Raw genomic sequence first — 22352 nt, forward strand, 5'->3', positions numbered from 1 at the left:
CGGGCGGACAAGATCCAGCACGAAACCTGTCCGCCCGGACAACAACTACACCGCCAGCCACTCGACCCCGGTGGTGACCTCGTCCAGCAACTCGGGCACGGGCGACACCCCCGATCCCGGCCCCGTCGGTACGGCGAGCTGTCCGTCCGCCAGCACGAACGGCTCGGTGATGTCCGTGCGGTAGTAGCGACCGGACGCCGACGTGTCGCCCGGCAGGACGAACCCGGGCAGCGCGGCCAGCGCGACGTTCGCGGCCCGGCCGATGCCGGTCTCCAGCATCCCACCGCACCACACCGGCACGCCGTGCGCGACGCACACGTCGTGGATCCGGCGGGCCTCCAGGTAGCCGCCGACCCGGCCGGGCTTGATGTTCACCACCTGGCAGGCTCCCAGCCGGATCGCCGCGGCGGCCGAGCGCGCGGACGTGATCGACTCGTCCAGACAGACCGGCGTCTCGATGAGCCGCGCCAGTTCGGCGTGGCCCAGCACGTCTTCCTCGTCCAGCGGCTGCTCGATCAGCAGGAGCCCGAACGGATCCAGCCGGGCCAGGTGCCGCGCATCGGCCAGCGTGTACGCCGTGTTCGCGTCGACCTGCAGCAGGACGTCTTCGCCGTACCGCTCGCGCACCGCCCGGACCGGCTCGACGTCCCACCCGGGTTCGATCTTGAGCTTGATCCGCAAGTAGCCCTCGTCCAGGTAGGTGCCGACCGCATCGAGCAGGGCCGGGAGGCTGTCCATGATCCCGACCGACACCCCGCACGGCACCCGGTCGTGCACCGCGCCGAACTCGCGCGCGAATGAGCGTCCTTCGGCCCGCAGTTCGGCATCGAGGACGGCGGTCTCGAGCGCGGCCTTCGCCATCCGGTGCCCGCGGTACGGCGTCAGCACCGTGGCGACCGCGTGCGCATCGATCGGGCCGGCCGCCGCCAGCGCGGGCACCAGGAACCGTCGCAGTACGTCGGCAGCGCCGTCGACGTACTCCGACGAGTACAGCGGATCGGTCATCGCCACGCACTCGCCCCAGCCCTCGGACTCGTCGGTGACGACCCGCAGCAGCAGGACGTCACGGGTGGTCTGGGTGCCGAACGACGTACGGAACGGAGCGACGAGCGGCATCGAGACGTGCCGCAGTTCAACACCGGTCAGCTTCACTGCTCTCTCCTCACCACGTACCAACCTGCTCGGTCGAAGCCGGTGATCCGCCCGCCGTCCGCCAGCAGTACGCCGAGCATGTCGCGCACCGCGGTCCGCCACTGCCGGGCGAGCGCCGGCTCGCGCACCCGCAGCGCCTCGACGTCCGGCGGCACCGCGACCAGGCACGTGGCGTCATCCGCCGGACCCACGACCGGCGCGCCGGCCGCAGAGATGCCGAGGGCAACGACCGCCGCGCTGGTGCCGACGGCGACGGGTGTGCCGTCGCAGGCTGCCATGACCGCCGGATCGGCGAGACGCCAACGGACCAGCAGCCGGTCGGAGTCGTCGCCGCCGTTGATCGCGTCGGTCATCGCGCCGTAGAAGTTCGGCAGGTACTCGTCGGCCCGGGCGCCGAGCTTCACCAGGTTGAAGTAGGCGTTGCGCCTGATCAGCGGGTCGAACGTCCAGGCCACCTCCGAGACGCCGCGCCGCAGCGCCCAGGCCCGCTGGTGCAGCTTGAGTGCGAAGCCCACGCCACGCCCGATGCCGTCCCGGGACACCCCGGCGATGTGACTGTGCAGGGCGTCCTCGGCGGGGGCGTGGAAGAAGCCGACGCAGGCGCCGACCAGCCGGCCGCCGGCGAACGCGCCGCCGACGTAGTTCCCGGCCTTGGTCAACGCGCGCAACAGCTCGACGGTGACCTGGGGGTTGGTGCCGTTGCCCCAGATCGCGCCGTACAGCCGCACCACGCCCTCCAGCTCGGTCAGGTCCCAGATCTCGCGGACCACCACTCCCGCACTCAGCGCCGCCGCCTCCGCGGCGGCCGTCGCGCGGTCCTGGACCGGGTCGGCCAGGACCCGCAGCCCACCCTGGTCTTCAGCTCTTGTCATCGTCGCCCCGTGCCAGTAGTCGTCAGGTGCCGGATCGGATCGGTCAGCAGGTCCGCGACGAGCGCGCGCAGGAGCTCGGTCCGTGCCGCGAGCGGCTCGATCAGGACGTGTTCGTCGTCGGCGTGTGCACCGCCGCCCACCGCGCCGAGTCCGTCGAGCGTCGGTGTCCCGGCGCCGGCCGTGAAGTTGCCGTCCGACGCGCCGCCGACCGCGGCCGTTGCCGGCGCCGGCATCCCGAGCCGGGCCGCGACGGCGCGGATCCGTTCGAGAAGGACGGCGGACGACTCCAGCGGCGGCCTGTTCGGGCCACCGCCGACCTCGATGGCGGCGCCCGCGAGCATCGGTCGTAGCGCACGCATGGCTGCGTCGACGCGATCCTGCTCGGCGGTCGTCCGGGCGCGCACGTCCACCGCGAACGACCCTTCGGCCGGGACCGTGTTGGTCGTCGTACCGGCGCGGGAGCTTGTCGGCGTGACCGACGTGCCGAGTTCCGGTGCGCCGAGTGCATGCACGGCGAGTGCCTGGTGCGCGAGCTCCAGGGTCGCGTTGATCCCGCGCTCAGGTTCGAGGCCCGCGTGGGCAGCGCGGCCGGTGATCCGTACGTCGTACAGCGACACGCCCTTGCGCTCGGTCTTGAGCGCGCCGCCGTCGGCGGAGGCCTCGAGCACCAAGGCGGCCTCCGCGACCCGGGCCTCGTCCTCGATCAGCGACCGCGACGACGGCGAGCCGAGCTCCTCGTCGCCGGTGACGAGCAGCGTGACGCCGTCCTGTCCGGCGGCGGCGTGGAAGGCCATCGCGAGTCCGGCCTTCATGTCGAAGCAGCCCGGCCCGCGCAGGACGCCGCCCTCGACCGAGTACGGGCGAGTCGCCAGCGACCCCATCGGCCACACCGTGTCGTGATGGCCGAGCAGGAGGACACGCGGCCGCTCGCCGAGCCGCCAGCGCAGATGGGTGCGGCCGTCCAGCACGATCCGCTCGGGCTCGACCCCGAGCCGGGCCGTACCGATCCGCGCCACCACCGCGGCGGAGCGGGCGACCGCGGACAGGTCGGCCGACGGCGACTCGCACTCAACCAGGGCCTGGATGTCCGCCAGGAGGCTGGTCAGCATCACTTCACCCGCGGCGTCGCCCGCACCCCGAAGTGGACGTACTGTTCGCCGGTCGGCAGCTCGTAGAAGGTCACCGGCGCCCAGGTCTCGGCCTCCGGCGGCTTGACCAGGAACTGCTTCGACCCGATCGCCACCATCGGGTACTCCTCCACCGGGTCGGGCACGAGCTCGGCGAGCGGACCGGTCAGGATCGTCCGCAGCAGCGGCCCGTCGGCCGTCGCCTCGACCTCCATCCGGACCGACGCGCGCTCGTAGGCTCCGACGTACGGCGTGACGTCGACCTCGACCGGCTCCGCGGGCGGAGTCACCGGCGCCGGCATCGCCACACCGGCCAGCTCGGCGAAGATCTCGCGGTACAGGTCCTCGTACAGATCGCGGGTGTTGCCGCCGTTCGTCAGCAACGTGACGGCGAGTCCTTGCGACGGCAGGACCCGGAGGAACGCGGCCTGCCCGAGGGTGTTGCCGTCGTGGCCGTACAACCGCTGACCGTCCCAGCCGAAACGGATCCAGCCGAGTCCCCACGAGTCGCCGAGGACGTGCTTGTCCGGCAGGTCGGCCTGGTGCTCGGTCATCGCGGTCGCTGTGGCTTCGGCGAGCACCCGCTGCCCGTCGGTCGTCGTACCGCCGGCCAGATGCAAGCGAGCGAATGCCAGGACGTCGGACACCGTCGACGTGACGAGTCCCGCGGGTCCGACCGACCGCGGTAGTCCCCAGACCCGGACGGGCTGCTGCTTCCCGTCCCGCTCTTCATGACCGACCGCCGCGGCGAACACCAGAGCTTCCTCCGGCAGCGTCGTCGTGTGGGTCAGGCCGAGCGGTGTGAACAGACGCTCGCGCATCGCCTGGTCCCAGGTCTTGCCGGTGACCTTCTCGATCACACGGCCGAGCAGCGAGTAGCCCGAGTTGCAGTACGACCAGGTGGCGCCGAGCGGATGGTTCTGCGCCGCGTCGGCCAGCAGGTCGACGTACTTCTCCAGGCAGTCGTCGCCGCGGCCGGTGTCGGTGAAGATGTCGCCGTCGATCCCGCTGGTGTGAGTGAGCAGGTGCCGCAGCGTGACGGCCTTCGTCACGTCCGGGTCCTTCAGCCGCAGCTCCGGCAGCACCTCCACGAGCGGAGCGTCGAGGTCGAGCAGTCCCTCGTCGACCAGCTGCATCGCGACGGTCGCGGTCCAGACCTTAGTGATCGAACCGATCTGGAACACCGACTCCGCCGTCACCGGAGCGCCCGTGTTCAGGTTGAGTACGCCGTACGACGCCTCGACCTGCTCGTCCGCGCGAAGGATGCCGAGCTGCGCGCCCGGCACGTGGTGCCGTTCCGCCAGCCGGGTCAGCCGCTTCTGCCAGTGCGCAACATCGATGCGCGGGCGGCCCGAGCGGACGACGTGCTGCTCGACCCAGTCAACGATCCGGCGGTTGTAGTCGAGCCGCTGCGACGGCGGGCCCGTCAGGATGAACGCGTGTGACGCCTCCGGGTACAGGACCAGCCGTGTCGGTACGCCGAGCTCACGCAGCGCGGTGTGCCACTGCTGCGCCTGCCCGACCGGGCACCTGAGATCATCCGCGCCGTGCAGGATCAGCGTCGGGGTGCGGACGGCCGCCACGCTCGCGATCGGCGACATCGCGGCGTACCGCTCGGGCTGCGTCCAGGGCAGGCCGCCGAGTTCGTGGGCGCTGAGGAAGTGCCCGTCGTCAGAGGTCCCGGCCATGCTGACCAGGTCGCTGACCACCCCGCCGGCCACCGCGGCGGCGAACCGGTCGTCATGCGCGGTCAGCCAGCACGTCATGAAGCCGCCGTAGCTGTAGCCCGCGACAGCCAACCGGTCCGGGTCCGCCAGCCCTTCCGCGACCAGCTGGTCCAGCGGCTCGAGAAAGTCCTTGCTGTCGGCAACACCCCAGGCGCCCACCGCTCCGCCGAAGAAGGCCTCGCCGTATCCGTCGCTGCCGCGCGGGTTGACGAGCAGCACGGTCCACCCGCGCGCCGCAAGCTCCTGGTGGTACAGGTGCACCTCGTCGGCGGCACCGTTCCACGCGTTGTGCGGGCCACCGTGGATGTCGAGCAGCACCGGCGTGGGACCTGAGCGGTCCGGATCACGCACCAGCCAGGCTTGCACCTGCGACCCGTCCGAGATCGTAAAGGTCCGCTCCTCGCGGGGGAACAGCTGTAGGTCGTTCAGGGCGGATCCATGCTCGGTCAGCACGGTCGAGTCGCCGGTGGACAGGTCCACGACCGCGATCTCGCCGTACGACGTGATGCCGGCGAGCGTGATCGCGGCGTTGCCGGCGGCAACGGACAGGCCGCCGACCACACGGTCGGCACCTGCCAGGACCGGACGTGCGCCGGTGCCGTCGAGGGCGACGGACCACAAGCCCGTGCAGCCGCGGTCGCGGACGCAGAAGTAGATCCGGCCGTCATGCTCCTGCGGCCGTCCGCCCGGGTACGCGGTCGCACCCGGCATCACGTTGCGATCGAGCGATCCGGACAGCTCGACAGTGTCCCCGCCGTCCAGCGGAACGAGCAGCAACCGCAGGTGGCCCTTCGGCTCGCCCGGCCAGCCGATGACCAGCAACGCGCTGCCGTCCGTCGTGTAGTCGACGGTCGCCGCGAGACCGTCCGTGAGCGCGACTGCGCGTGGCTCGGCCTTCGGGTCGTCGACAGCGAGCAGGTGTACGGCGGTCCGGGACCGCAGATCGCTGTCGTCGCCGACGCGCCGGGTGAAGGCGAGCGTCGTACCGTCGGGCGACCACACGGGTTGTCCCGCGCTCTCCGAGTCGTCCGTGAGCCGGCGTACGTCGCGCGTCGCGAGATCGAGGACGTGCAGTTGGCTGCGCACAACGCCGTACCGGCCGGCGCCATCGGCCTGGTAGTCGACGCGATCCGCGACCAGCGGACCGCTCGTGCCATCATCGACCAGCGCGCTGAACGCCAGCCGCCGGCTATCCGGGCTCCACACCGGCGCACCCGCGCCGAGAGACAGATCGGTCAGCGTCTCCGCTTCGCCACCGTCGGCGGTGAGTACGGCGAGCTGTCCGTCCCGGACGAACGCGACGCGCGTGCCGTCCGGTGACCAGGCAGGTGCGACGTCCTTCGGGCCTGCGGTCAGGCGACGAGCCGCCGTCCCGTCGGTCGCCGCGAGCCACAGCTCGTCGACGTTGCGGTCGAGGTCGGCGTCCAGAGTCCTCACCACGTAAGCGATCCGCGTACCGTCCGGGGACAGGGCCGGCTGGGACGGGACCGCGAGCTCGGTCAGGTCGTCGATACGCATCCGTCGGGTCATGGGGTACTCCTGTCGGTCGGGGCCGTGGGCCCGGGGACGGCGGCGAGCAGCTCGCGGGTGTAGTCGTCGCGAGGCTCGGCCAGGACGCGGTCGGTCGGTCCCTGCTCGACGATCCGGCCGCGGTACATCACCGCGACCTGCGTCGACACGTAGCGGACCACCGCGAGGTTGTGCGAGATGAAGAGGATGGACAGACCGAGCTCGCGCTGGAGCTCGCGCACCAGGTTGAGGACGGCGCCCTGGATCGAGACGTCCAGGGCGGAGGTGATCTCGTCGGCGATCACCACCCGCGGCCGACCGGCCAGGGCCCGCGCCAGCGCCACCCGCTGGCGCTGACCGCCGGACAACTGCGACGGGTAGGACGCGGCCTGGGCGGGGTCGAGGTGCACGAGCCCGAGCAGCCGCTCGACCTCGGCCCGGCGTTCGGCGCGCGACCCGCCCGGAGGGACGACCTCCGCGATGCTCTCACCGATCCGCATCCGTGGATCCAGCGAGGAGTACGGATCCTGGAACACCATCTGCAACGGGCGCTGCCGGCCCCGCGTCGGCACCGGCCGGCCGTCCAGCAGGATCTGTCCGCCGTCCAGCGGCGCGAGTCCCACCGCGGCCCGGGCCAAGGTGGATTTCCCCGATCCCGACTCGCCGACCAGGCCGACGATCTGACCGGCCGGAACCGTCAGGCTGACACCGTCGACGGCCGTGGTCCGGCCGTAGCTGACCCGCACGCCGTCGAAACGCAACTCGCTCACGGCGCCTCCACCAGCTCGTCGATCGACGCTTCGACCGCGATCGGCTCGCCCGCATGCCAGCAGGCGACCCGGTGTCCCGCGCCGTCGGTCGACAGCGGCGGATCCTCCGCCCGGCAACGCTCGTCGGCCAACGGGCAGCGGGCAGCGAACGCACAGCCCGGCGGAAACTCCGCGGGCGCGACCGGCCGGCCGGGAATCACGGCGAGCGGCTGATCGAGGTCGGTGTCCAGATCGGGGACGGCGGCCACCAGAGCGCGCGTGTACGGATGCCGCGCCCCGCTCGTCAGTTCGTGCGCGGGCAGGTCCTCCACGATCCGGCCGGCGTACATCACGAGCACGCGGTCGCACACCTCGCGGACGACGGTGACGTCGTGACTGATCAGAACCAGCGCGACGTCGTCGGCCTGCCGGATCGCGTCGAGCAGCTCGAGGATCTGCCGTTGCACGGTGACGTCCAGTGCGGTGGTCGGCTCGTCGGCGACGATCAGCGCGGGCGTACTCATCAGCCCCAGGCCGATCATCGCGCGCTGCCGCATCCCGCCGGAGAACTCGTGCGGGTACTGCCGGATCCGTTGCTCGGCCGCGGGGATCCGCACCGCCCGCAGCCGGTCCGCCGCGCGGGCCAGCGCCGCGCGCCGGCCCAGCCCCTGGTGGTGGCGGGCCACCTCGGCCAGTTGGCCGCCGATCCGCTGCGTCGGATTGAACGACGTCATCGGGTCCTGGAACACCATCGCCAACGAGGTCCCGAGCAACCGCTGCCGCGCCTTGGTGTCGGGACCGCGCAGGTCCGTCCCGAGGAACTCGACCCGCTCGGCGTCCACCTGCCCGGGGGCGTCGATCAGCCGCGAGACCGCCAGCGCGGTGAGAGACTTGCCGGAGCCCGACTCCCCCACCACGCCGAGCGCCTCGCCCCGTCGTACGGCGAAGGAGACCCCACGCACCGGGCGGATCGCGCCGGCGGGACCGGGGAAACTCACCGAGAGGTCGCGGACGTCCAGCACGACGTCCGGGACCGGTTCGTCCTGTGCGGCTCGGGTCTCGGGTACGGGCTGTGGGATCGCACCGCGGAGGGCGCCGAGCCGGGTGACACCGAGGCCCTTGGCCACGGTCTCGCCGAACAGGTTGAACGCCAGCCCGGCGACCAGTACGGCGGCACCCGGCGCCAGCGCGGCCGCCGGGTTCACGTAGATCGCGCCGATCCCGTCGTACAGCAGCCGGCCCCAGTCGTACGCCGGCGGCTGCACTCCGAGGCCCAGGAACGACAGGCCCGCGAAGGCCAGCAGCGCTCCGCCCGCGCCGAGCGTGGCGTTGACGACCAGCGGTTCGGCGATGTTCGGCAGCACGTGCCGGAACAGGATCCGGACCCGGCCGACCCCGGCGATCCGGGCGGCGGCGATGAAGTCGCGTGCGGCGAGACCGGCGACCAGCGTCTGTGTCAGCCGGGCGAACGCCGGCGCCCCGGCCAGCCCGATCGCGAGCACGGCTCCGGTCGCGCCGACGCCGAAGATCACGGCGAAGAACAGCGCGAGCAGCAGTCCCGGGAAGGCGACCGCGACGTTGACGGCGCCCGTCACGAGCCGGCCGAGCCGGCGCCCCAGCAGGAACGGCGCGGTGCCGAGCAGCAGGCCGATCGCGATCGCGATCGCGGTGGCGGCGAGCGCGAGCTCGACGGACAGCCGCCCCGCCACCAGCACGCGGTAGAAGATGTCCCGGCCGAGGTTGTCGGTCCCGGTCCAGTGCTCGGCCGACGGTCCGGCCAGGATGTTGCCGGTGTCGACCGCGTTCGCCCGGCCCGACCAGATCACCGGCCCGAGAACGGCCAGGAGCAGCACCGCGACCACCAGGGCCGTCGCGGTGAGTCCGAGCGGGGTTCGGAGTACGCCGATCCATCGTCGCCGCTGCATTCAGTCCTCCCGGATGATCGAGCGCGGGTCGAGCAGGGCGAGGGCGACGTCGACGACGGTGTTCGCGGCCAGCACGCCGACGCCGTACACGAGGACGATGCCCTGGACGACGGGATAGTCCTTGTCGAGGATCGACTGCACGATCGTCATCCCCAGGCCCGGCCAGCTGAAGACGTTCTCGATCAGCACGGTCCCGGCGACCATCGAGCTGAGGATCAGCGCACCGAGGGTGAGCGCGGCCGTCGCCGCGTTCGGCAGTGCGTGCCGCAGATAAACCGCGCGGGCCGGCAGCCGTTTGGCGCGGGCGGTGCGGATGAAGTCGGCGTCGAGCACGCTGACCAGCTCGACGCGCAGGATCCGCGCCAGGATCGCCGCCGGGCCGAGCGCGAGACACAGCACCGGTAGGACGTAGGCGGCCGGCGACTGGTTGCCCGCGACCGGCAGCCAGCTCAGGCTGACACCGAAGACGAAGACCAGGCCGACCCCGATCAGGAAGTCCGGGATGATGCCGAGGATCACGCTGCCGGCCGTGAACGCGAGCTCGGTACGCCGGCCCCGGCCGCCGCGGGTCAGCACGCCGACCACGACACCGACCGGGAGCGCGATCGTCACCGCGAGGACGAACGCGAGAACGGCCAGAGCCAGCGTCGCCGGGAGCCGCTGGGCGATCACGTCGGACACCGGCAGCTGCGACACGAGCGAGCTGCCCAGATCGCCGTTGAACAGCCGCTCGAGGTAGGCGCCGTACTGCCGCCACAGCGGGTCGTCGAGGCCGAGCGCCGCCCGCTTGGCCGCCACCAGCTCGGCCGGTGCGGTCGGTCCGAGCGCGGCCCGGACCGGGTCACCCGGGATCAGGTGGATCATCAGGAACGAGGCCGTCACCACCACCCACAGCGAGACGAGCAGGCGGCCCACCCGCCGTACCCCGAAGCGCACCCAGTCGTGCGCCCACAACCCTTGCCGTACGGCGATCCCGGGCGCCGGATCCGTGGTCGTCATGTGATCAGTTCGCCAGCATCCGGATGCTGGTCGGGACGAGTCCCGGTGCCGCGAACCGCGCCTTGGCGCCGAACATCTGGACCGCGCTGTTCGCGAACGGCACCAGATCGGCGGCGGCCACGACCGCGGATTCCGCCTCCAGCCAGGTCGGGCAACTCGCCTTGCCGGACATCGCACCCGCCTTCTGGACCGTGGCCTCGTAGGTCTTGTTCTGGATGGCGGCGAAGTTGGTTCCGTTCGGTGCGGCGGGTCCGGACAGGAACGGCACCACCTGGTCCGGACTGCTGACACCCAGCGGCACCCAGACGATGTCCCAGTCACCGGAGCTGAACAGCGTCTCGTTCAGCGCTGTGCCGTTCATGCCCTTCGCGGTGACCTTCACCCCGATGGCCTGCCACTGCTGGACGGCGAGTTCGGCCGCCGCGGCGACCCCGCTCCCCCGGCTGTTGTCGTACAAGAACGTCAGAGGCCGCACATTCGCCTTCTGTACGGCGGTTTTCGCCGCCGCCACGTCGCGCGCCGGCAAGCTCCGCGCGAGCGTGTCGCCGACGCAGGCGGCCGGCTCGATCGTCGCGAGCGTGGTCGGCGGCGTGCCCTTCCCGGAGGTGAGCACTTTGCGGAGCTCGGGCAGGTCGAGAGCCTGGGTGAGCGCCATCCGAACGGCCGCGTCACTGGTCGCCCGGCCCTTGGCGTGGTTGTACCACTGCTCGCCCACCAACGCCGTCGTCTTGGTGGCGAACAGACCCGCCTTCTCGAGCCGCAGGGCGTCCGGCCCGATGATCACGGCGGCGTTGAGACCACCGGACAGCAGCAGGTTCGCCGCCGTGGTCTCGTTCTGGACGACCTTCATCACGACCGTCTTCGGCATGCCCTGCGTCGCGGTCGTCGCGCCGTTCGGTCCCCAGGTGTAGCCGTCGCGACGCTGGTACGTGTAGTGGTCGCCGGGTGCGGCCTCAGTCAGCTCGTACGGTCCTGTGCCCGAGGTCTTGTTCGCCAGCGACTTGCGGTCGGTCAGACCCGACGGGCACACGATCGGCAGGCTGGCCAGGCCGTTCAGGACGAACGGGGCCGGCGTGGCGAGGGTGATCGTGACGGTCCTCGTCGCGTCGTCGGCCTTCCCGGTCGCGCCGACCGGGAGGAAGGTACCGAGGAACGGACTCTTGTTCTTCGGGTCGCCGACGTACTTCAGGTTGGCGACCACGCTCGACGCGGTCAGCGGCGTACCGTCGGAACACTTGATGCCGTCGGCAAGGGTCAGCGTGACGGTCTTCCCGTTCACCGCCCACTTGGTGGCCAGACCGGACCGGATGTCGCCGTTGCCGGAGTCGACCGACAGCAGCGGGTCGTAGGCCAGCTGGGTCACCGTGAACAGCGCGCCCGCGGCCGACGACTGCGGATCGAGGTTACCCGGATCGGTCGGCAGCGCCATCGTGAACGTGCCGCCGTCCACCACCGGGGCGTCACCGCCGCCCTTGGCGCTCTGGTTGCTGCAGGCAACGAGTGAGACCAGGACGGCGGCGCAGACAGGAGCGCGGAGGAACATGGCGGAATCCGTTTCGTCGAGGGATCTCAGGCGCCGGCCCGGCGGACGGCCCGGCCGATGTGCAGGTACAGGGCGTGGCCGTGACCGTCGTCGCCGACGAAGACGTGCGGCAGGTGCATGCCGCGGTCGGCCTCGACCGGGATCAGGCTGCCCTCGCGATACGGTACGAGCTCCTTACGCTCGACCTGTTCGCCCAGCTCCGCGAAGACCCCCTTCGGCTTCTGCTCCAGCCAGATCCGGCCGTCCGCGTCCTGGCTGACGGTCATCTCCACCACGTCCGCCTCGTAGGTGCCGACGTACCGGCCGGCGTCGATCCGCTCCGCTGCGGCGGGCGGCTCGGGCAGTGCGGGCAACTGCACGCCGCCGAGCTGTTCCAGCACATGCCCGACGACGTCGCGGTAGAGGGAGATGGCGTCGCCGCCGTTGGTCAGCACGGCGACGGCGACGCCGCTCTCGGGGATGATCCGCAGGAACGCCGACTGACCGATGGTTCCGCCGTCGTGACCGATGACCAGGCCGTCAGGGGTCTCGAAGCGCTCGAAGCCGAGGCCCCAGGAGGTGCCCATCAACCCGAGATCAGGGAGGTCGACCTGCTGCTCGTGCATCCGGCCGGCGGTTCCTGGGGCGAGCACCTGCGTGCCGTCGGCGGCCTTGCCGTCGTCGAGGTGCAGCTTGGCGAAGGTCAGCAGGTCTCGCGGCCGCATCGCGAGCGAGGAGCCCGCCGGCGCGTTCGACCGGACCAGGGACCAGACCGGTGCCGGCTGGTACCCGGCGCCCGGCTCGGTCTCGATGTGACCGACGGCCGCGCGGAACAGGATCGCCTCGTACGGGCCGGGCGCGGTGTGGGTGAGCCCGAGCGGCGCGATCAGGTGGTCGCGCAGGCACCCGTCGTACGGCGAGTTCCTCAGCACCTCGACGAGCCGTCCGAGGACGCAGTAGCCGGCATTGTTGTACGAGAACTGCTCACCGGGCGGGAACAGCTGGGCAACCCCGTGCAACTCCTGCAGGTACTTCTCCACGCAGTCGTCGCCGCGACCGGTGTCGGTGAAGATGTCCCCTTCGAAGCCGGCCGTGTGCGACAGCAGTTGCCGCGTGGTGATGCGGGCCGCGGCCTCCTCGACGGCGATCCGGAACTCCGGCAGATAGGTCCGGATCGGGACGTCCAGATCGACCTTGCCCTCGTCCACGAGCTGCATCACCAGCGTGGCGGTCCACAGCTTCGTGATCGAGCCGATCTGGAACACCGAGTCCGCGGTCGCGTCGACCAGCGTCGACCTGCTCAGGACGCCCGCGGCGCCGTCCACCACTTCTCCATCGGCCAGAACCGCCCACGCCACCCCGGGTACGTCGTACCGCTCGATGGCTCCCGGCACGGTCTCGGCCAGCCACTTCTCGATCTCCGTCAACGCTGCCATGCCGTCAAGCTAGACAGCCGCCACGCCCAGGTATCTGTCCCACCGGACAGAATCCGCCCGACTTGTCCGTCCCGCCGGACAACCCCGCCGGCTCCGGTCCGGGGCACCGCGATCACCCGGCGAGGAGGATGCGGGTCACCTCGCCCTCCCCGAGGCTGTACTCGTGCGCACGCTTACCTGGCGGCTGGCTGCGGCCGTGATCGCGGTCGCCTTCGTCGCCGCCTGCAACACGACGTCCTCGGACCCGTATGACCAGTCGGCCACGCAGCCGGCGGCTGTGACGCCGGCAGTCGATCGCGAAGCGATGAAGACCGACGAGCAGGACGCCGTGAACGCCGTGGACTCGTTCTGGCGCCGGCACTTCGCCGAGCTGTTCGGTCAGCCGTACCGAAGTCCCCGCGTCGCCGGGTCGTACGTCGGGACCGACGGGCCGCCGTGCGGAGGCGAACCGGAGTCCGTGCCGTTCAACGCCGTGTACTGCCGGCCGGGTGATTTCGTGGCCTGGGACGACAACCTGATGGCCGCCGGCTACAGCCAGATCGGCGACGCCTGGGTGTACCTGATCATCGCGCACGAGTGGGGCCACGCGATCCAGGCAAGGCTGCGCGACGACCGCGTCTCGGTCGCCGCGGAACTCCAGGCGGACTGCCTCGCCGGAGCCGCACTCCAGGGCGCGGCCGACGAGGGCCTGATCACGATCGAACCCGGTGACAGCGAGGAGATCGCGAGGACGCTCGCGGCGGTCGCGGACGACTACCCCTGGACCGACGTCAGCGACCACGGAAACGCCGAACAGCGGACGTCGGCGTTCAGCACCGGCGTCGAAGGCGGCGTCACCGCCTGTACCACCTGACAGCTACCGGCTCACCCGTCAGGGGTGAGTCAGCAGCCTGCGGACGCGGCCTACCGTCTGGTCAGGGTGACAAGAGGAGGCGAGATGAGTCGCACAGAGCGATCACAGCAGCCGGTGTCCGGTTGGGCAGTCGGCGGAATCACCTTCGCGGCGACGATGCTGGTGATCATCGGGATCTTCCACATGATCACGGGCCTGGCCGCGATCATCAACGACGAGTTCTTCATCAGGGTCCGCGGGTACACCTTCGACCTGGACACCACCGCCTGGGGCTGGATCCATCTCGTGCTCGGCATCCTGCTGCTCGTGGTCGCCTTCGGGCTGTACAGCCGGGCCACGTGGGCCGGTGTGTCAGCGTTGTTCCTCGTGGTGCTCAGCGCGGTCGACAACTTCTTCTTCATCCCGTACTACCCGTGGTGGTCACTCCTGCTGATCGGCCTCGACATCTGGGTGATCTGGGCCCTGACCCGCCCGGGCGCGATCCGCACCTGACGCCGTTCGTTCGGGCTCCCGCGCTGGATCGGGCACGTCACCGCGCCCGGCCAGCGTGGCACCCACCTGGGCGCCGACGACCGCCGACGCGACGATCAGCAGCGCGAGGATCACCAGCCAGGAGATCATCGCGATCGCGACGCCGATGACGCCGTACCGCTCGGCGTTCCGCTCGATCAGGTGCGGTACGTACCGGCTGCCCACCGCACCCACGAACACCTGCCCGAACGCGCTGACCACCGCCCCCGGCAACAGGAGGCGCCACGCCACCCGCCGGGTCAGCAACAGCCAACTGGCGAGCCACCAGCCGGGGATCGCGACGACCGTCTGTGCCAGGACGGTGACGATCCGGCCACCGGGCAGCTCGTCGGTCAGGCTCGCGAGGTAGGCGAGCACGAACAGCACCAGGAGGACGAGACCCGCGCCCTGGATGCCGTTGACGGTACCGCGCAGACCACGGGCGGGAAGCTTCCACGCCGCCTCGAAGGTTCGCTGGACGGACCGCGCGAAGCTGCTCGCCGACACCAGGACCGTGAGGACACTCAGGATCGTCAGGCCGCCGGATGCCGACGGCGGCCGGCCGAACAGCGACCGGACCGCGTCGGCGGCTCCCCCGGTGAGCTCGAACTTGTCGATCAGCCAGTCGGCCAGCGCCAGCGCTCCCGAGCCGCTGAGCAGGGTCGCCACCACGATCAGCAGCGGAACCAGCGCGATGAACGCCTTGCCGGCCAGCGTCAGCGCCCGGTCGTACAGCCTGATCTCGAGGGCGGCCACGACGATCCGGCCGATCAGGCTCTTCCGGAACCAGCCGGCGAATCGCCGCACGCGCGGATGCTCGGCCCACTCCCGCTTCATTCGCCGCCCTTCACCCGTCGCCGGGCCGGTGCATTCGCCGTCGATCCCGGTCCAGCGCCTGCAGTTCGACGCTAGGCGCGCGAGCACCCGGTGAACTCACCCAGGAGGGATGAAGGACCTCCCCGGGACGCGCGCTCCCCCAGCAAGGATGATGCCCGGCGGCCGGGGGCGGAGCAGAGTCAGGCTGTCGAGCTTGGTCGACAGTGAGAAGGGAACTGACATGTCATTCTGGAACGTCGTGTGGTTCATCATCATCAGCTTCGCGTTCGTCGCGTACCTGATGATGCTGTTCTGGATCCTGACGGACATCTTCCGCGACCGGGACACGTCCGGTGTTGTCAAGGCCATCTGGTTGGTCTGCCTGTTCTTCCTGCCGCTGCTGACCTCGCTCGTCTACGTCATCGTGCGTGGCAAGTCGATGGCGGACCGTCAGGCGAGCAGGGCCCGGGACGCGCAGCGCGACCAGGAGACCTACATCCGGAACGTCGCCGCGACGGCCACGCCGACCGATCAGATCGAGCGGGCCAAGACGATGCTCGACGAGGGCACCATCTCGCAGACCGAGTTCGACACGCTCAAGGCAAAGGCGCTGGCAGCGTGACCACCGGCAGCTGAGCTCGCCAGTCGTAGACGACCGCCGTTCGCAGCAGCAGGTCCGGCAGCGAACGGCGGCGCCGGCCGAACAGACACAGGAGCAACCCGATCGGGAACACGACACAGATGACAGCCCGCACCAGCGCGACGAGGGGCCGCACCCGGCCGCCCTTGGCGGCGATGACCCGCAGGCCCATCACGCGGCAGCCGTACGTTCGTCCGTTCAGCCACCACGCCACGGCGAGGTAGCCGATCAGCAGGCACAGACCGACCGTCCGGCTCACCACCGACGACACGCTCACGAAATGGAAGTGCCGCGGGTCGGCGACGAACAGCGCGCCGTTGATCGCCAGGTACCCGATCATCAGCAACGCCAGCACGACGATCACGTCGACGACTCCCGCGGCGGTCCTGGTCACCAGCCCTGCCGGTCTGCCCTGGAACGGCCGCGCCTCCGCCGGGACGGACCCCAGGCTCACGGCTCCGGCCGCGCCGCCGTCGGCGCGTGCTTGCGGCTGAACCGCACCCGGATCCGGCCGGTGGCCTTGTCGATGGCCTCGTCGCCGGAGATGCCCTGCATCCGGACGCTCTGCACCGTCTCGGAGGTCAGCGAACCGGTGGACTGGCGAATGATCTCGGCGATGTCGACCTCCGCGATCACGCCCTCGGCCAGGCCTGCCACGTCCATCCGGCCGATCACCGCCTCGAGATCGACGTCCCGGACGATGCTGTTCACGTCGACATACTGCCGGACCGTTTCGGTCAGGTCGATGCGGTCGAGGACCAGATGTAGCACCGCCCGGACAAGGTCGTCGGCCAACGACGTCACCCGGTCCTTGAGCTCGTCCTGCTCCCGCTCACCACGCCGTGCCAGCTCCGCCACCCAGCTGTCCACCCGCTCGCGGCCAGGAACATGGCCGGCGACCTGGCCGGGAACGGCGCGAGGAGCCTGAAGGGCCGTGGCGACCGCGTGCCTCGCTCCGCGACCGGCTGCGACGGTTCGCGCGACCACCAGGGTCGACGCCCCGATGACCACGTCGAGGGCGAAAACCGGACCTCGATGCGCTGCCGAACCGGGCTCCGGCCCGGACGCCTCTGCCGTGTCCATCCTTCATCATCGGCACACGATCGCGTCCCCCACCTCATCCACAGCGGGCGAGACAACCGATGATGGCCGCATGGACGACATCTTGGGACTGGCTCAGGAGCTGGCAGAAGTCAGCCGGCTGGTGGCGGATGACGACGTCAGCAGCACGCTGGGTCGCTTCGTCAGCCGGATCGTGCGAACCGTCCCGGACTGCGACGCGGCCGCGATCGCGATCCTCGCGGACGGCGAGGCCGAGGTGATCGCCCGGCAGGAGCCCACGGACCCGACCACCGAGCCCGCCCAGCCCATGTTCACCGCTCAGCTGATCGCCGCCGACGGCCCGTTGCACGACACGTTGACGTACGGCGAGCCGCACCGGATCGGCGACCTGGCGGCGGATCACCGCTGGCCGAAGTTCGCCGCCGCGGCGATCAACGCCGGCTACCGGAGCTGCCTGTTCCTCCCGCTGCCCGCCGACGGCGACGCCGCGGCGGCGTTCAGCCTGTTCTCCGCCGAGCCGGACACGTTCGGAGGGATGTCGTACGACGTGGCGCTGCTGTTCGCGCTCAACGCCGGCGTCGCGTTCGACAACATCCAGCTGTTCGACGACAGCCGGACGCTGATCGAGCAGCTCCGGACGGCACTCGTCACGCGCAACCTGATCGGCCAGGCCCAAGGACTGCTGATGCATCGCTACGGAATCTCGTCGAGCGTGGCGTTCGACGTCCTCAAACGCTGCTCCCAGGACGGCAACGTCAAGCTCCGTGAGCTGTCCAAGGAATTCGTCGACGCACAGCACGACAACGGGCTCGACGCGGCACTGCGCAAGCACGGCCTGCGGACCGAAGGCGGCTGATTGCCTTCCCGGCTCCGGCGCGGATCCGGGAAGGCAATCAGCGGGCCGGGTCCGCGCTCTCTGCTGAACGGCGGACCGGTCAACTTCGCAACCGACCGGTACCCAACGCCTTGGATGCCATGTACTTCCGGTACGTGACGAGTCGCACACCGGTGGCGACTGTCAACTCGCCGCACTCGGGCATCGGCGTTACGGGTTCCACTGTGCATCGACTTTGCATAGATTTGGGGCGAGACGGACCGGCAAACGAGCGGACGGGAAGGAACAGGTCGTGGAAGACGCCGACGTCATCGTCGTGGGAGCCGGGCTGGCCGGTCTGGCCGCGACGATCCACCTGCAGGCCGCCAGCCTGCGGGTGAAGCTGCTGGAACAAGCCGACGAGGTCGGCGGCCGGGTTCGCACGGACGAGGTCGAGGGCTTCCTTCTGGACCGGGGCTTCCAGGTGCTGCTCCCGGCGTACCCGGAGCTCCGGCGACTGCTCGCCCCGGAGAGCCTCGACCTCAGGTTCTTCAGCCGCGGTGTGCTCGCCGAAGGGCGCGACGAGCGCTGGGATCTCGACTTCTCGTCGCGCGGCCGGGAGACCCTGGTCTCGTTGGCCCGCTTCGCGGCCAAGCGCCCGCTGGATGCCGTGGCCGTCGGCGCTCTCACCCTCCGGGACACCACGATTGACGCGACCCGCCTCCGCGCGGCGGCACCGACCGAGACCGGCCGCGAGCTCGCGAGGTGGCACATCTCGCGGCCCACGATCGAGGAGATCTTCCGGCCGTTCCTGGCCGGTGTCTTCCTGGATTCCGAGCTGACCACCAACTCGAAGATGCTCCACCTGGTGTGGAGATGCTTCGTCCGGGGCGGTGCCGCCGTCCCCGCCGACGGGATGCGGATGCTGCCGCGCGCCCTCGCCGAGCTCGTGGCCGACGATGCGCTCAGCCTGTCGACGACCGTCGACTCGGTCGACGGCGGTGTGGTCAGCTCAGCTGATTCCGCCGTACCCCTGAAGGCCCGGGCCGTCGTGATCGCGACCGACGGTACGGCGGCGTCCGCGCTGGCACCGGCGATCCGCGCTCCTGAGTGGGGCGGGGTCACGACCTGGTACTTCGCAGTCGACGAGCCGCCGCTCCGCCGGCCGACGCTCATGCTGGACGGCGTCTCCGGCTCGCTCATGAACACGGTGGTCATGAGCGAGGTGGCGGGCACCTACGCGCCCGCTGGAAAGGCGCTGGTGGCGGCGTCGGTCCCTGGCGACACCCCGGCGTTGAGTGCGATCAGGTCTCGGCTCGGTGAGCTCTACCGGACGTCCACCAGCCGATGGGAGCTCGTCGCGGAGTACCGCATCCCGCGAGCCCTCCCCCGGATGAGGTCCAACCACGTCTTCACCAGTCCTGCCAAGGTCGGTCCGCAGCTCTACGTCAGCGGTGACCACCGGGACACCAGCTCGATCCAGGGCGCGCTGGTGTCCGGTCGACGAGTGGCGGCAGCCGTCGCCCGCGACCTCAGGCGGTGACTGCAGGCCGAGTGTCAGCCCTGCGCTCGACCGAGCAGATGACGCAGGGCAGGCTCGAGCTCCGGGTAGCGGAAGACGTGCGCGGCCTCGACGAGGCGGGTCGGCACTACGCGCTGACTGGCCTCCGCCAGCTCGCCGGCACCCTCAGCTCCGAGTAGGAACCGCGGGCCGAACGACGGAGTCGGCAACAGCGCGGGCCGATGCAGAACCCGCGCCAGGACGGCCCCGTAGTCCTGGTTGCGTACCGGCGCCGGGGCGACGGCGTTCACCGGTCCGCTGAGCTGATCGTCGTACAGCGCCCGGTGGTAGATGTCCAGCAGGTCGTCGATGCCGATCCACGCCTGCCATTGCTCACCACTTCCGAGGCGACCTCCGAGTCCGGCGGCGAACAACGGGTAGAGGACCTTCAACGTGCCGCCCGCCGGAGTCTGCACCAGGCCGGTCCGGACCTGCACGACCCGCAGGCCTCCCGCGGCAGCCGGCTCGGTCGCCTGCTCCCAGTCACTCACCAGCTCGGCGAGAAAGCCTTCCCCCCGGGCACCGCTCTCCGTCAGCTCCTCGTCACCGCGGTCGGCGCCGTAGTACCCGATCGCCGAGGCGGAGACGAACACCGACGGCCCCCCGTCGGTCGCAGCCGCGAGCTCTGCCAGAGCTGTCGTCGGACCGATGCGGGATTCCCGCAACCGCTGCTTGTGCTGTGGCGTGAAGCGGCCGGCGATCGGGGCTCCGGCCAGATGGACGACGGCGTCGATCCCCTCCAGCAGTGAGCGATCCGGGCTCGCCGGGTCCCACCGACGCTCGTCGGCCCCTCGTGGTTCGCCGCGAACCAGCTTGACAACGGTGTGCCCGGAGGTGCTCAGCAGCGCGCAGAGCGATCGGCCGATGGTTCCGTGCGTGCCGGTGACCGCGACTGTCAGCGGGCGCATCCCCGTGGCATGCGCCCGCTGCAGCGCGGCGAGGTCGTCGGCCAGTTGCCGGTGCCGGTACTCCAGCATCGAGCGCAGCAGGAATCCGGGGACGTTGCTGCGGATGTCGTCGACGACCCTGGTGTGATCGTCGTCCTCGGCAACGAACTCGTGGGTGTGCCGCCAATGGACGATCTGCCGCGCCAACGGCGTGTCGAACTCGTCGACGAACCGCTGCGGCACCTCCGCCGAGCTGTGCCGCGCGATCCAGCGGAATCCCAGCGGGAACCCCAGCACCGCGGTGCCGCCGGACAGGTCGGTCGCCTCCTGCTCGATGCTGACGGGCATCCAGGGCGGCGTCAGCCGGACGATCGCTCCCGGCCGCTCGTGCCAGGCGAAGACCTCCGACCGCGGCGCGGCGACAACTGCCGAACGGGTGAGTCCCATGAACGGTTACCTCCGGATCGCACCAACCGGGTTCCCCACGTCGGCCAGCATCTCACGAACCACCGCGGGCCGTTGCCTCACTTTTGCATAAATTTCGGAATCACCGCATCCGCGCCGCCGGCTTCGTCGGAAGAGGGGGTAAGTAGTCCGATCCTAGGAGGGTTCCTATGTCCGTGCGTCGAGTCACTGCACTGCTCGCCACCGGCCTCGTGGTTGCCGGTGCGCCGGTGGCCGTGGCTGCCAGCGCCGAAGCGAGGCCGGCAGCTACCTCGTCCGTGTCCGTGCTGCACGCGGTGCCCGGGGCGACGGTCGATGTCTACGCCAACGGCAAGGCACTGCTGACCAACTTCAAGCCCGGAACGCTGACCGACCCGGTCAAGCTCCCGGAGGGCACGTACGACCTCAAAGTCACGGCGGCCGGCGCGGGCGCCGGAGGTGCGGCGGTCATCCAGGCGAACGACGTCAAGGTCCCGGGCGGCGCGAACATCACCGTCGTCGCGCACCTGTCCGCGGCCGGCAAGCCGGTCCTGACGCCGTACGTGAACGACGTCTCGAAGCTCTCGGCCGGTCAGGCGCGCCTGACCGTGCGGCACGACGCGGCAGCGCCCGCCGTCGACGTCCGCGCGGGCGGCAAGCCCGTCTTCAAGGGCCTGACCAACCCCAACGAGGCCAAGGCCGACCTGCCGGCCGGCACGGTCAAGGCCGACGTGGTCCTCGCCGGTACGTCGACCGTCGCGATCGGCCCGGCCGACGTCAACCTGAAGGAAGGCACCAACACGATCGTGTACGCGTGGGGCAGCGCCGCGGACAAGAACCTGAAGCTGGCCGTCCAGACGATCGACGGCCTGCACGGCAACCCGTCCGGCGTCCCGGGCGGAACCGGTGGTCAGGCGGCCGCGCAGGACACCTCCGCCGGCTTCCTGTGGCTCACCGGCGTACTCGGCCTGGTCGCCCTCGGCATGATCGGCTTCGGCACGGCGGCCATCCGGCAGCGTGCCCGGTCGTGAGAATCACCCGCGGTGCGGCCGTCGTCCTGACGGCCGCACTCCCGGTCTTCGGCCTGGCGGCCGGCTGCTCGTCCTCCGGCGAAGCACCGGCCGGCAGTGACCGGAGCGAGCGGACGGAGCAGACCGCACCGGTGTCCCCCACCACTCCTTCACCGGCACGATCGACCGCTCCGTCCGCTCCGTCCGCTCCGTCCGCTCCCCCGGCGACGACCGGGAACGGGATTCGCGTCCGGCCGGCCGAGCCGCCCACCGCGGCCGAGGTCGTCCAGCCGAACCGCTTGCGACTCGAAGCCATCGGGGTCGACGTTCCGGTCGTTGCCGTGGGCGTGGCGGCCGACGGGCAGATGGAGCTGCCGCCGAATCCCGCCGTCATCGGCTGGTACCGGTTCGGGCCGAGTACGACCGACCAACGCGGCTCGGTGGTCCTCGGCGGCCACCTCGACAGCAAGCAGTACGGCGTGGGACCCCTCGTCCGGCTCCGGAAGCTCCGGCCCGGGGACCTCGTGACGGTCCGGCTGAGCGACAACTCGACGACCAGCTACCGGGTCCGGACCGTCGAGGACATCGCGAAGTCGAGCCTCGCCCTCGACCGGGTCTTCGATCGCGACGGCACGCCGCTGCTGCGGATCATCACCTGCGGCGGACCCTACGACCGCACCGCCGGCGGCTACCGGGACAACCTCGTCGTCACGGCAGCGCCCACATGAGCGCCGTACGGCGAGTCCGGGATCAGCGCA

At 70.8% G+C, this 22352-nt stretch carries 20 protein-coding genes; 7 read left to right on the top strand and 13 right to left on the bottom strand.

Going from position 1 to position 22352, the window contains the following annotated elements:
- Positions 1-45: 45 nt before the first annotated feature.
- From menC to AB0L64_RS09065, 9 genes are read right to left on the bottom strand one after another with little or no spacing between them, the layout of a single operon-like run.
- Entirely contained in the window at positions 46-1152 is a 1107-nt protein-coding gene (menC, locus tag AB0L64_RS09025; protein WP_363709342.1) for an o-succinylbenzoate synthase, read from the bottom strand.
- A complete protein-coding gene (locus tag AB0L64_RS09030; protein WP_363709344.1) occupies positions 1149-2024 on the bottom strand; it encodes a GNAT family N-acetyltransferase in 876 nt (291 codons plus the stop codon). Before AB0L64_RS09030 ends, menC begins: the two co-directional genes overlap by 4 nt.
- Positions 2021-3133: a M20 family metallopeptidase gene (locus AB0L64_RS09035; protein WP_363709346.1), complete on the bottom strand. Its 1113-nt coding sequence runs from the start codon at positions 3131-3133 to the stop codon at positions 2021-2023. The genes AB0L64_RS09030 and AB0L64_RS09035 overlap by 4 nt, the downstream gene beginning before the upstream one ends.
- The gene (locus AB0L64_RS09040) at positions 3133-6408 is read right to left on the bottom strand and encodes a serine hydrolase (protein ID WP_363709348.1); all 3276 of its coding nucleotides are present in this window, start codon (positions 6406-6408) and stop codon (positions 3133-3135) included. Before AB0L64_RS09040 ends, AB0L64_RS09035 begins: the two co-directional genes overlap by 1 nt.
- Positions 6405-7157 (bottom strand): ATP-binding cassette domain-containing protein, encoded by a 753-nt coding sequence (locus tag AB0L64_RS09045; protein WP_363709350.1) that lies wholly within the window; start codon positions 7155-7157, stop codon positions 6405-6407. Before AB0L64_RS09045 ends, AB0L64_RS09040 begins: the two co-directional genes overlap by 4 nt.
- Positions 7154-9061, bottom strand: coding sequence for a dipeptide/oligopeptide/nickel ABC transporter permease/ATP-binding protein (locus AB0L64_RS09050; protein WP_363709352.1), 1908 nt, complete (start codon positions 9059-9061; stop codon positions 7154-7156). The genes AB0L64_RS09045 and AB0L64_RS09050 overlap by 4 nt, the downstream gene beginning before the upstream one ends.
- Complete coding sequence (locus AB0L64_RS09055; RefSeq protein WP_363709354.1) at positions 9062-10060, bottom strand: ABC transporter permease; 999 nt, start codon at positions 10058-10060, stop codon at positions 9062-9064.
- A gap of 4 nt (positions 10061-10064) precedes the next feature.
- Entirely contained in the window at positions 10065-11603 is a 1539-nt protein-coding gene (locus AB0L64_RS09060) for an ABC transporter substrate-binding protein (protein WP_363709356.1), read from the bottom strand.
- Positions 11604-11629: 26 nt separating this feature from the next.
- Positions 11630-13018 (bottom strand): serine hydrolase domain-containing protein, encoded by a 1389-nt coding sequence (locus AB0L64_RS09065; RefSeq protein ID WP_363709358.1) that lies wholly within the window; start codon positions 13016-13018, stop codon positions 11630-11632.
- A gap of 34 nt (positions 13019-13052) precedes the next feature.
- Between AB0L64_RS09065 and AB0L64_RS09070 the strand changes: the two genes are divergently transcribed.
- Both AB0L64_RS09070 and AB0L64_RS09075 read left to right on the top strand, forming a co-directional pair.
- The gene (locus tag AB0L64_RS09070; RefSeq protein ID WP_363709806.1) at positions 13053-13871 is read left to right on the top strand and encodes a neutral zinc metallopeptidase; all 819 of its coding nucleotides are present in this window, start codon (positions 13053-13055) and stop codon (positions 13869-13871) included.
- A gap of 84 nt (positions 13872-13955) precedes the next feature.
- The gene (locus tag AB0L64_RS09075; RefSeq protein ID WP_363709360.1) at positions 13956-14363 is read left to right on the top strand and encodes a hypothetical protein; all 408 of its coding nucleotides are present in this window, start codon (positions 13956-13958) and stop codon (positions 14361-14363) included.
- Here the strand turns inward: AB0L64_RS09075 and AB0L64_RS09080 are convergent.
- The gene (locus AB0L64_RS09080; protein WP_363709362.1) at positions 14292-15218 is read right to left on the bottom strand and encodes a YhjD/YihY/BrkB family envelope integrity protein; all 927 of its coding nucleotides are present in this window, start codon (positions 15216-15218) and stop codon (positions 14292-14294) included. The two genes, AB0L64_RS09075 and AB0L64_RS09080, sit on opposite strands and share 72 nt — an antisense overlap.
- Before the next feature lie 220 nt (positions 15219-15438).
- On the opposite strand from AB0L64_RS09080, the gene AB0L64_RS09085 reads away from it, so the two are divergent.
- Positions 15439-15819, top strand: coding sequence for an SHOCT domain-containing protein (locus AB0L64_RS09085; RefSeq protein ID WP_363709363.1), 381 nt, complete (start codon positions 15439-15441; stop codon positions 15817-15819).
- Here AB0L64_RS09085 and AB0L64_RS09090 read toward each other — a convergent pair.
- Both AB0L64_RS09090 and AB0L64_RS09095 read right to left on the bottom strand, forming a co-directional pair.
- Positions 15794-16291 (bottom strand): RDD family protein, encoded by a 498-nt coding sequence (locus tag AB0L64_RS09090; protein WP_363709365.1) that lies wholly within the window; start codon positions 16289-16291, stop codon positions 15794-15796. The genes AB0L64_RS09085 and AB0L64_RS09090 overlap by 26 nt on opposite strands.
- On the bottom strand, positions 16288-16920 hold the full coding sequence (locus AB0L64_RS09095; protein WP_363709367.1) for a hypothetical protein: 633 nt from the start codon (positions 16918-16920) through the stop codon (positions 16288-16290). The genes AB0L64_RS09090 and AB0L64_RS09095 overlap by 4 nt, the downstream gene beginning before the upstream one ends.
- Before the next feature lie 70 nt (positions 16921-16990).
- Here AB0L64_RS09095 and AB0L64_RS09100 point away from each other — a divergent pair, with 70 nt between their 5' ends.
- Both AB0L64_RS09100 and AB0L64_RS09105 read left to right on the top strand, forming a co-directional pair.
- Positions 16991-17755, top strand: coding sequence for an ANTAR domain-containing protein (locus tag AB0L64_RS09100; RefSeq protein ID WP_363709369.1), 765 nt, complete (start codon positions 16991-16993; stop codon positions 17753-17755).
- Positions 17756-18026: 271 nt separating this feature from the next.
- Positions 18027-19256 (top strand): NAD(P)/FAD-dependent oxidoreductase, encoded by a 1230-nt coding sequence (locus tag AB0L64_RS09105; RefSeq protein ID WP_363709371.1) that lies wholly within the window; start codon positions 18027-18029, stop codon positions 19254-19256.
- A 14-nt stretch (positions 19257-19270) separates the two neighbouring features.
- On the opposite strand, the gene AB0L64_RS09110 is transcribed toward AB0L64_RS09105, so the two are convergent.
- On the bottom strand, positions 19271-20608 hold the full coding sequence (locus AB0L64_RS09110; RefSeq protein WP_363709373.1) for a TIGR01777 family oxidoreductase: 1338 nt from the start codon (positions 20606-20608) through the stop codon (positions 19271-19273).
- 167 nt (positions 20609-20775) lie between these two features.
- Between AB0L64_RS09110 and AB0L64_RS09115 the strand changes: the two genes are divergently transcribed.
- Positions 20776-21615 carry a DUF4397 domain-containing protein gene (locus AB0L64_RS09115; RefSeq protein ID WP_363709375.1) on the top strand — a complete coding sequence of 280 codons (840 nt, stop codon included), beginning with the start codon at positions 20776-20778 and terminating at the stop codon, positions 21613-21615.
- Positions 21612-22322 carry a class F sortase gene (locus tag AB0L64_RS09120; RefSeq protein ID WP_363709377.1) on the top strand — a complete coding sequence of 237 codons (711 nt, stop codon included), beginning with the start codon at positions 21612-21614 and terminating at the stop codon, positions 22320-22322. The genes AB0L64_RS09115 and AB0L64_RS09120 overlap by 4 nt, the downstream gene beginning before the upstream one ends.
- The last annotated feature ends 30 nt before the right edge of the window (positions 22323-22352 follow it).

This window comes from Kribbella sp. NPDC051936 (assembly GCF_040680955.1).
Classification (GTDB): Bacteria; Actinomycetota; Actinomycetes; order Propionibacteriales; family Kribbellaceae; genus Kribbella.

Excerpts from the sequence above, each read along its gene's own strand:
- AB0L64_RS09110 (WP_363709373.1), bottom strand. The coding sequence starts at position 20,608 with ATGGGACTCACCCGTTCGGCAGTTGTCGCCGCGCCGCGGTCGGAGGTC.
- AB0L64_RS09050 (WP_363709352.1), bottom strand. The coding sequence starts at position 9,061 with ATGCAGCGGCGACGATGGATCGGCGTACTCCGAACCCCGCTCGGACTC.
- AB0L64_RS09100 (WP_363709369.1), top strand. The coding sequence starts at position 16,991 with ATGGACGACATCTTGGGACTGGCTCAGGAGCTGGCAGAAGTCAGCCGG.
- AB0L64_RS09060 (WP_363709356.1), bottom strand. The coding sequence starts at position 11,603 with ATGTTCCTCCGCGCTCCTGTCTGCGCCGCCGTCCTGGTCTCACTCGTT.
- AB0L64_RS09085 (WP_363709363.1), top strand. The coding sequence starts at position 15,439 with ATGTCATTCTGGAACGTCGTGTGGTTCATCATCATCAGCTTCGCGTTC.
- AB0L64_RS09055 (WP_363709354.1), bottom strand. The coding sequence starts at position 10,060 with ATGACGACCACGGATCCGGCGCCCGGGATCGCCGTACGGCAAGGGTTG.
- AB0L64_RS09030 (WP_363709344.1), bottom strand. The coding sequence starts at position 2,024 with ATGACAAGAGCTGAAGACCAGGGTGGGCTGCGGGTCCTGGCCGACCCG.
- AB0L64_RS09080 (WP_363709362.1), bottom strand. The coding sequence starts at position 15,218 with ATGAAGCGGGAGTGGGCCGAGCATCCGCGCGTGCGGCGATTCGCCGGC.
- AB0L64_RS09075 (WP_363709360.1), top strand. The coding sequence starts at position 13,956 with ATGAGTCGCACAGAGCGATCACAGCAGCCGGTGTCCGGTTGGGCAGTC.
- AB0L64_RS09115 (WP_363709375.1), top strand. The coding sequence starts at position 20,776 with ATGTCCGTGCGTCGAGTCACTGCACTGCTCGCCACCGGCCTCGTGGTT.
- AB0L64_RS09040 (WP_363709348.1), bottom strand. The coding sequence starts at position 6,408 with ATGACCCGACGGATGCGTATCGACGACCTGACCGAGCTCGCGGTCCCG.
- AB0L64_RS09035 (WP_363709346.1), bottom strand. The coding sequence starts at position 3,133 with ATGCTGACCAGCCTCCTGGCGGACATCCAGGCCCTGGTTGAGTGCGAG.
- AB0L64_RS09095 (WP_363709367.1), bottom strand. The coding sequence starts at position 16,920 with ATGGACACGGCAGAGGCGTCCGGGCCGGAGCCCGGTTCGGCAGCGCAT.
- AB0L64_RS09065 (WP_363709358.1), bottom strand. The coding sequence starts at position 13,018 with ATGGCAGCGTTGACGGAGATCGAGAAGTGGCTGGCCGAGACCGTGCCG.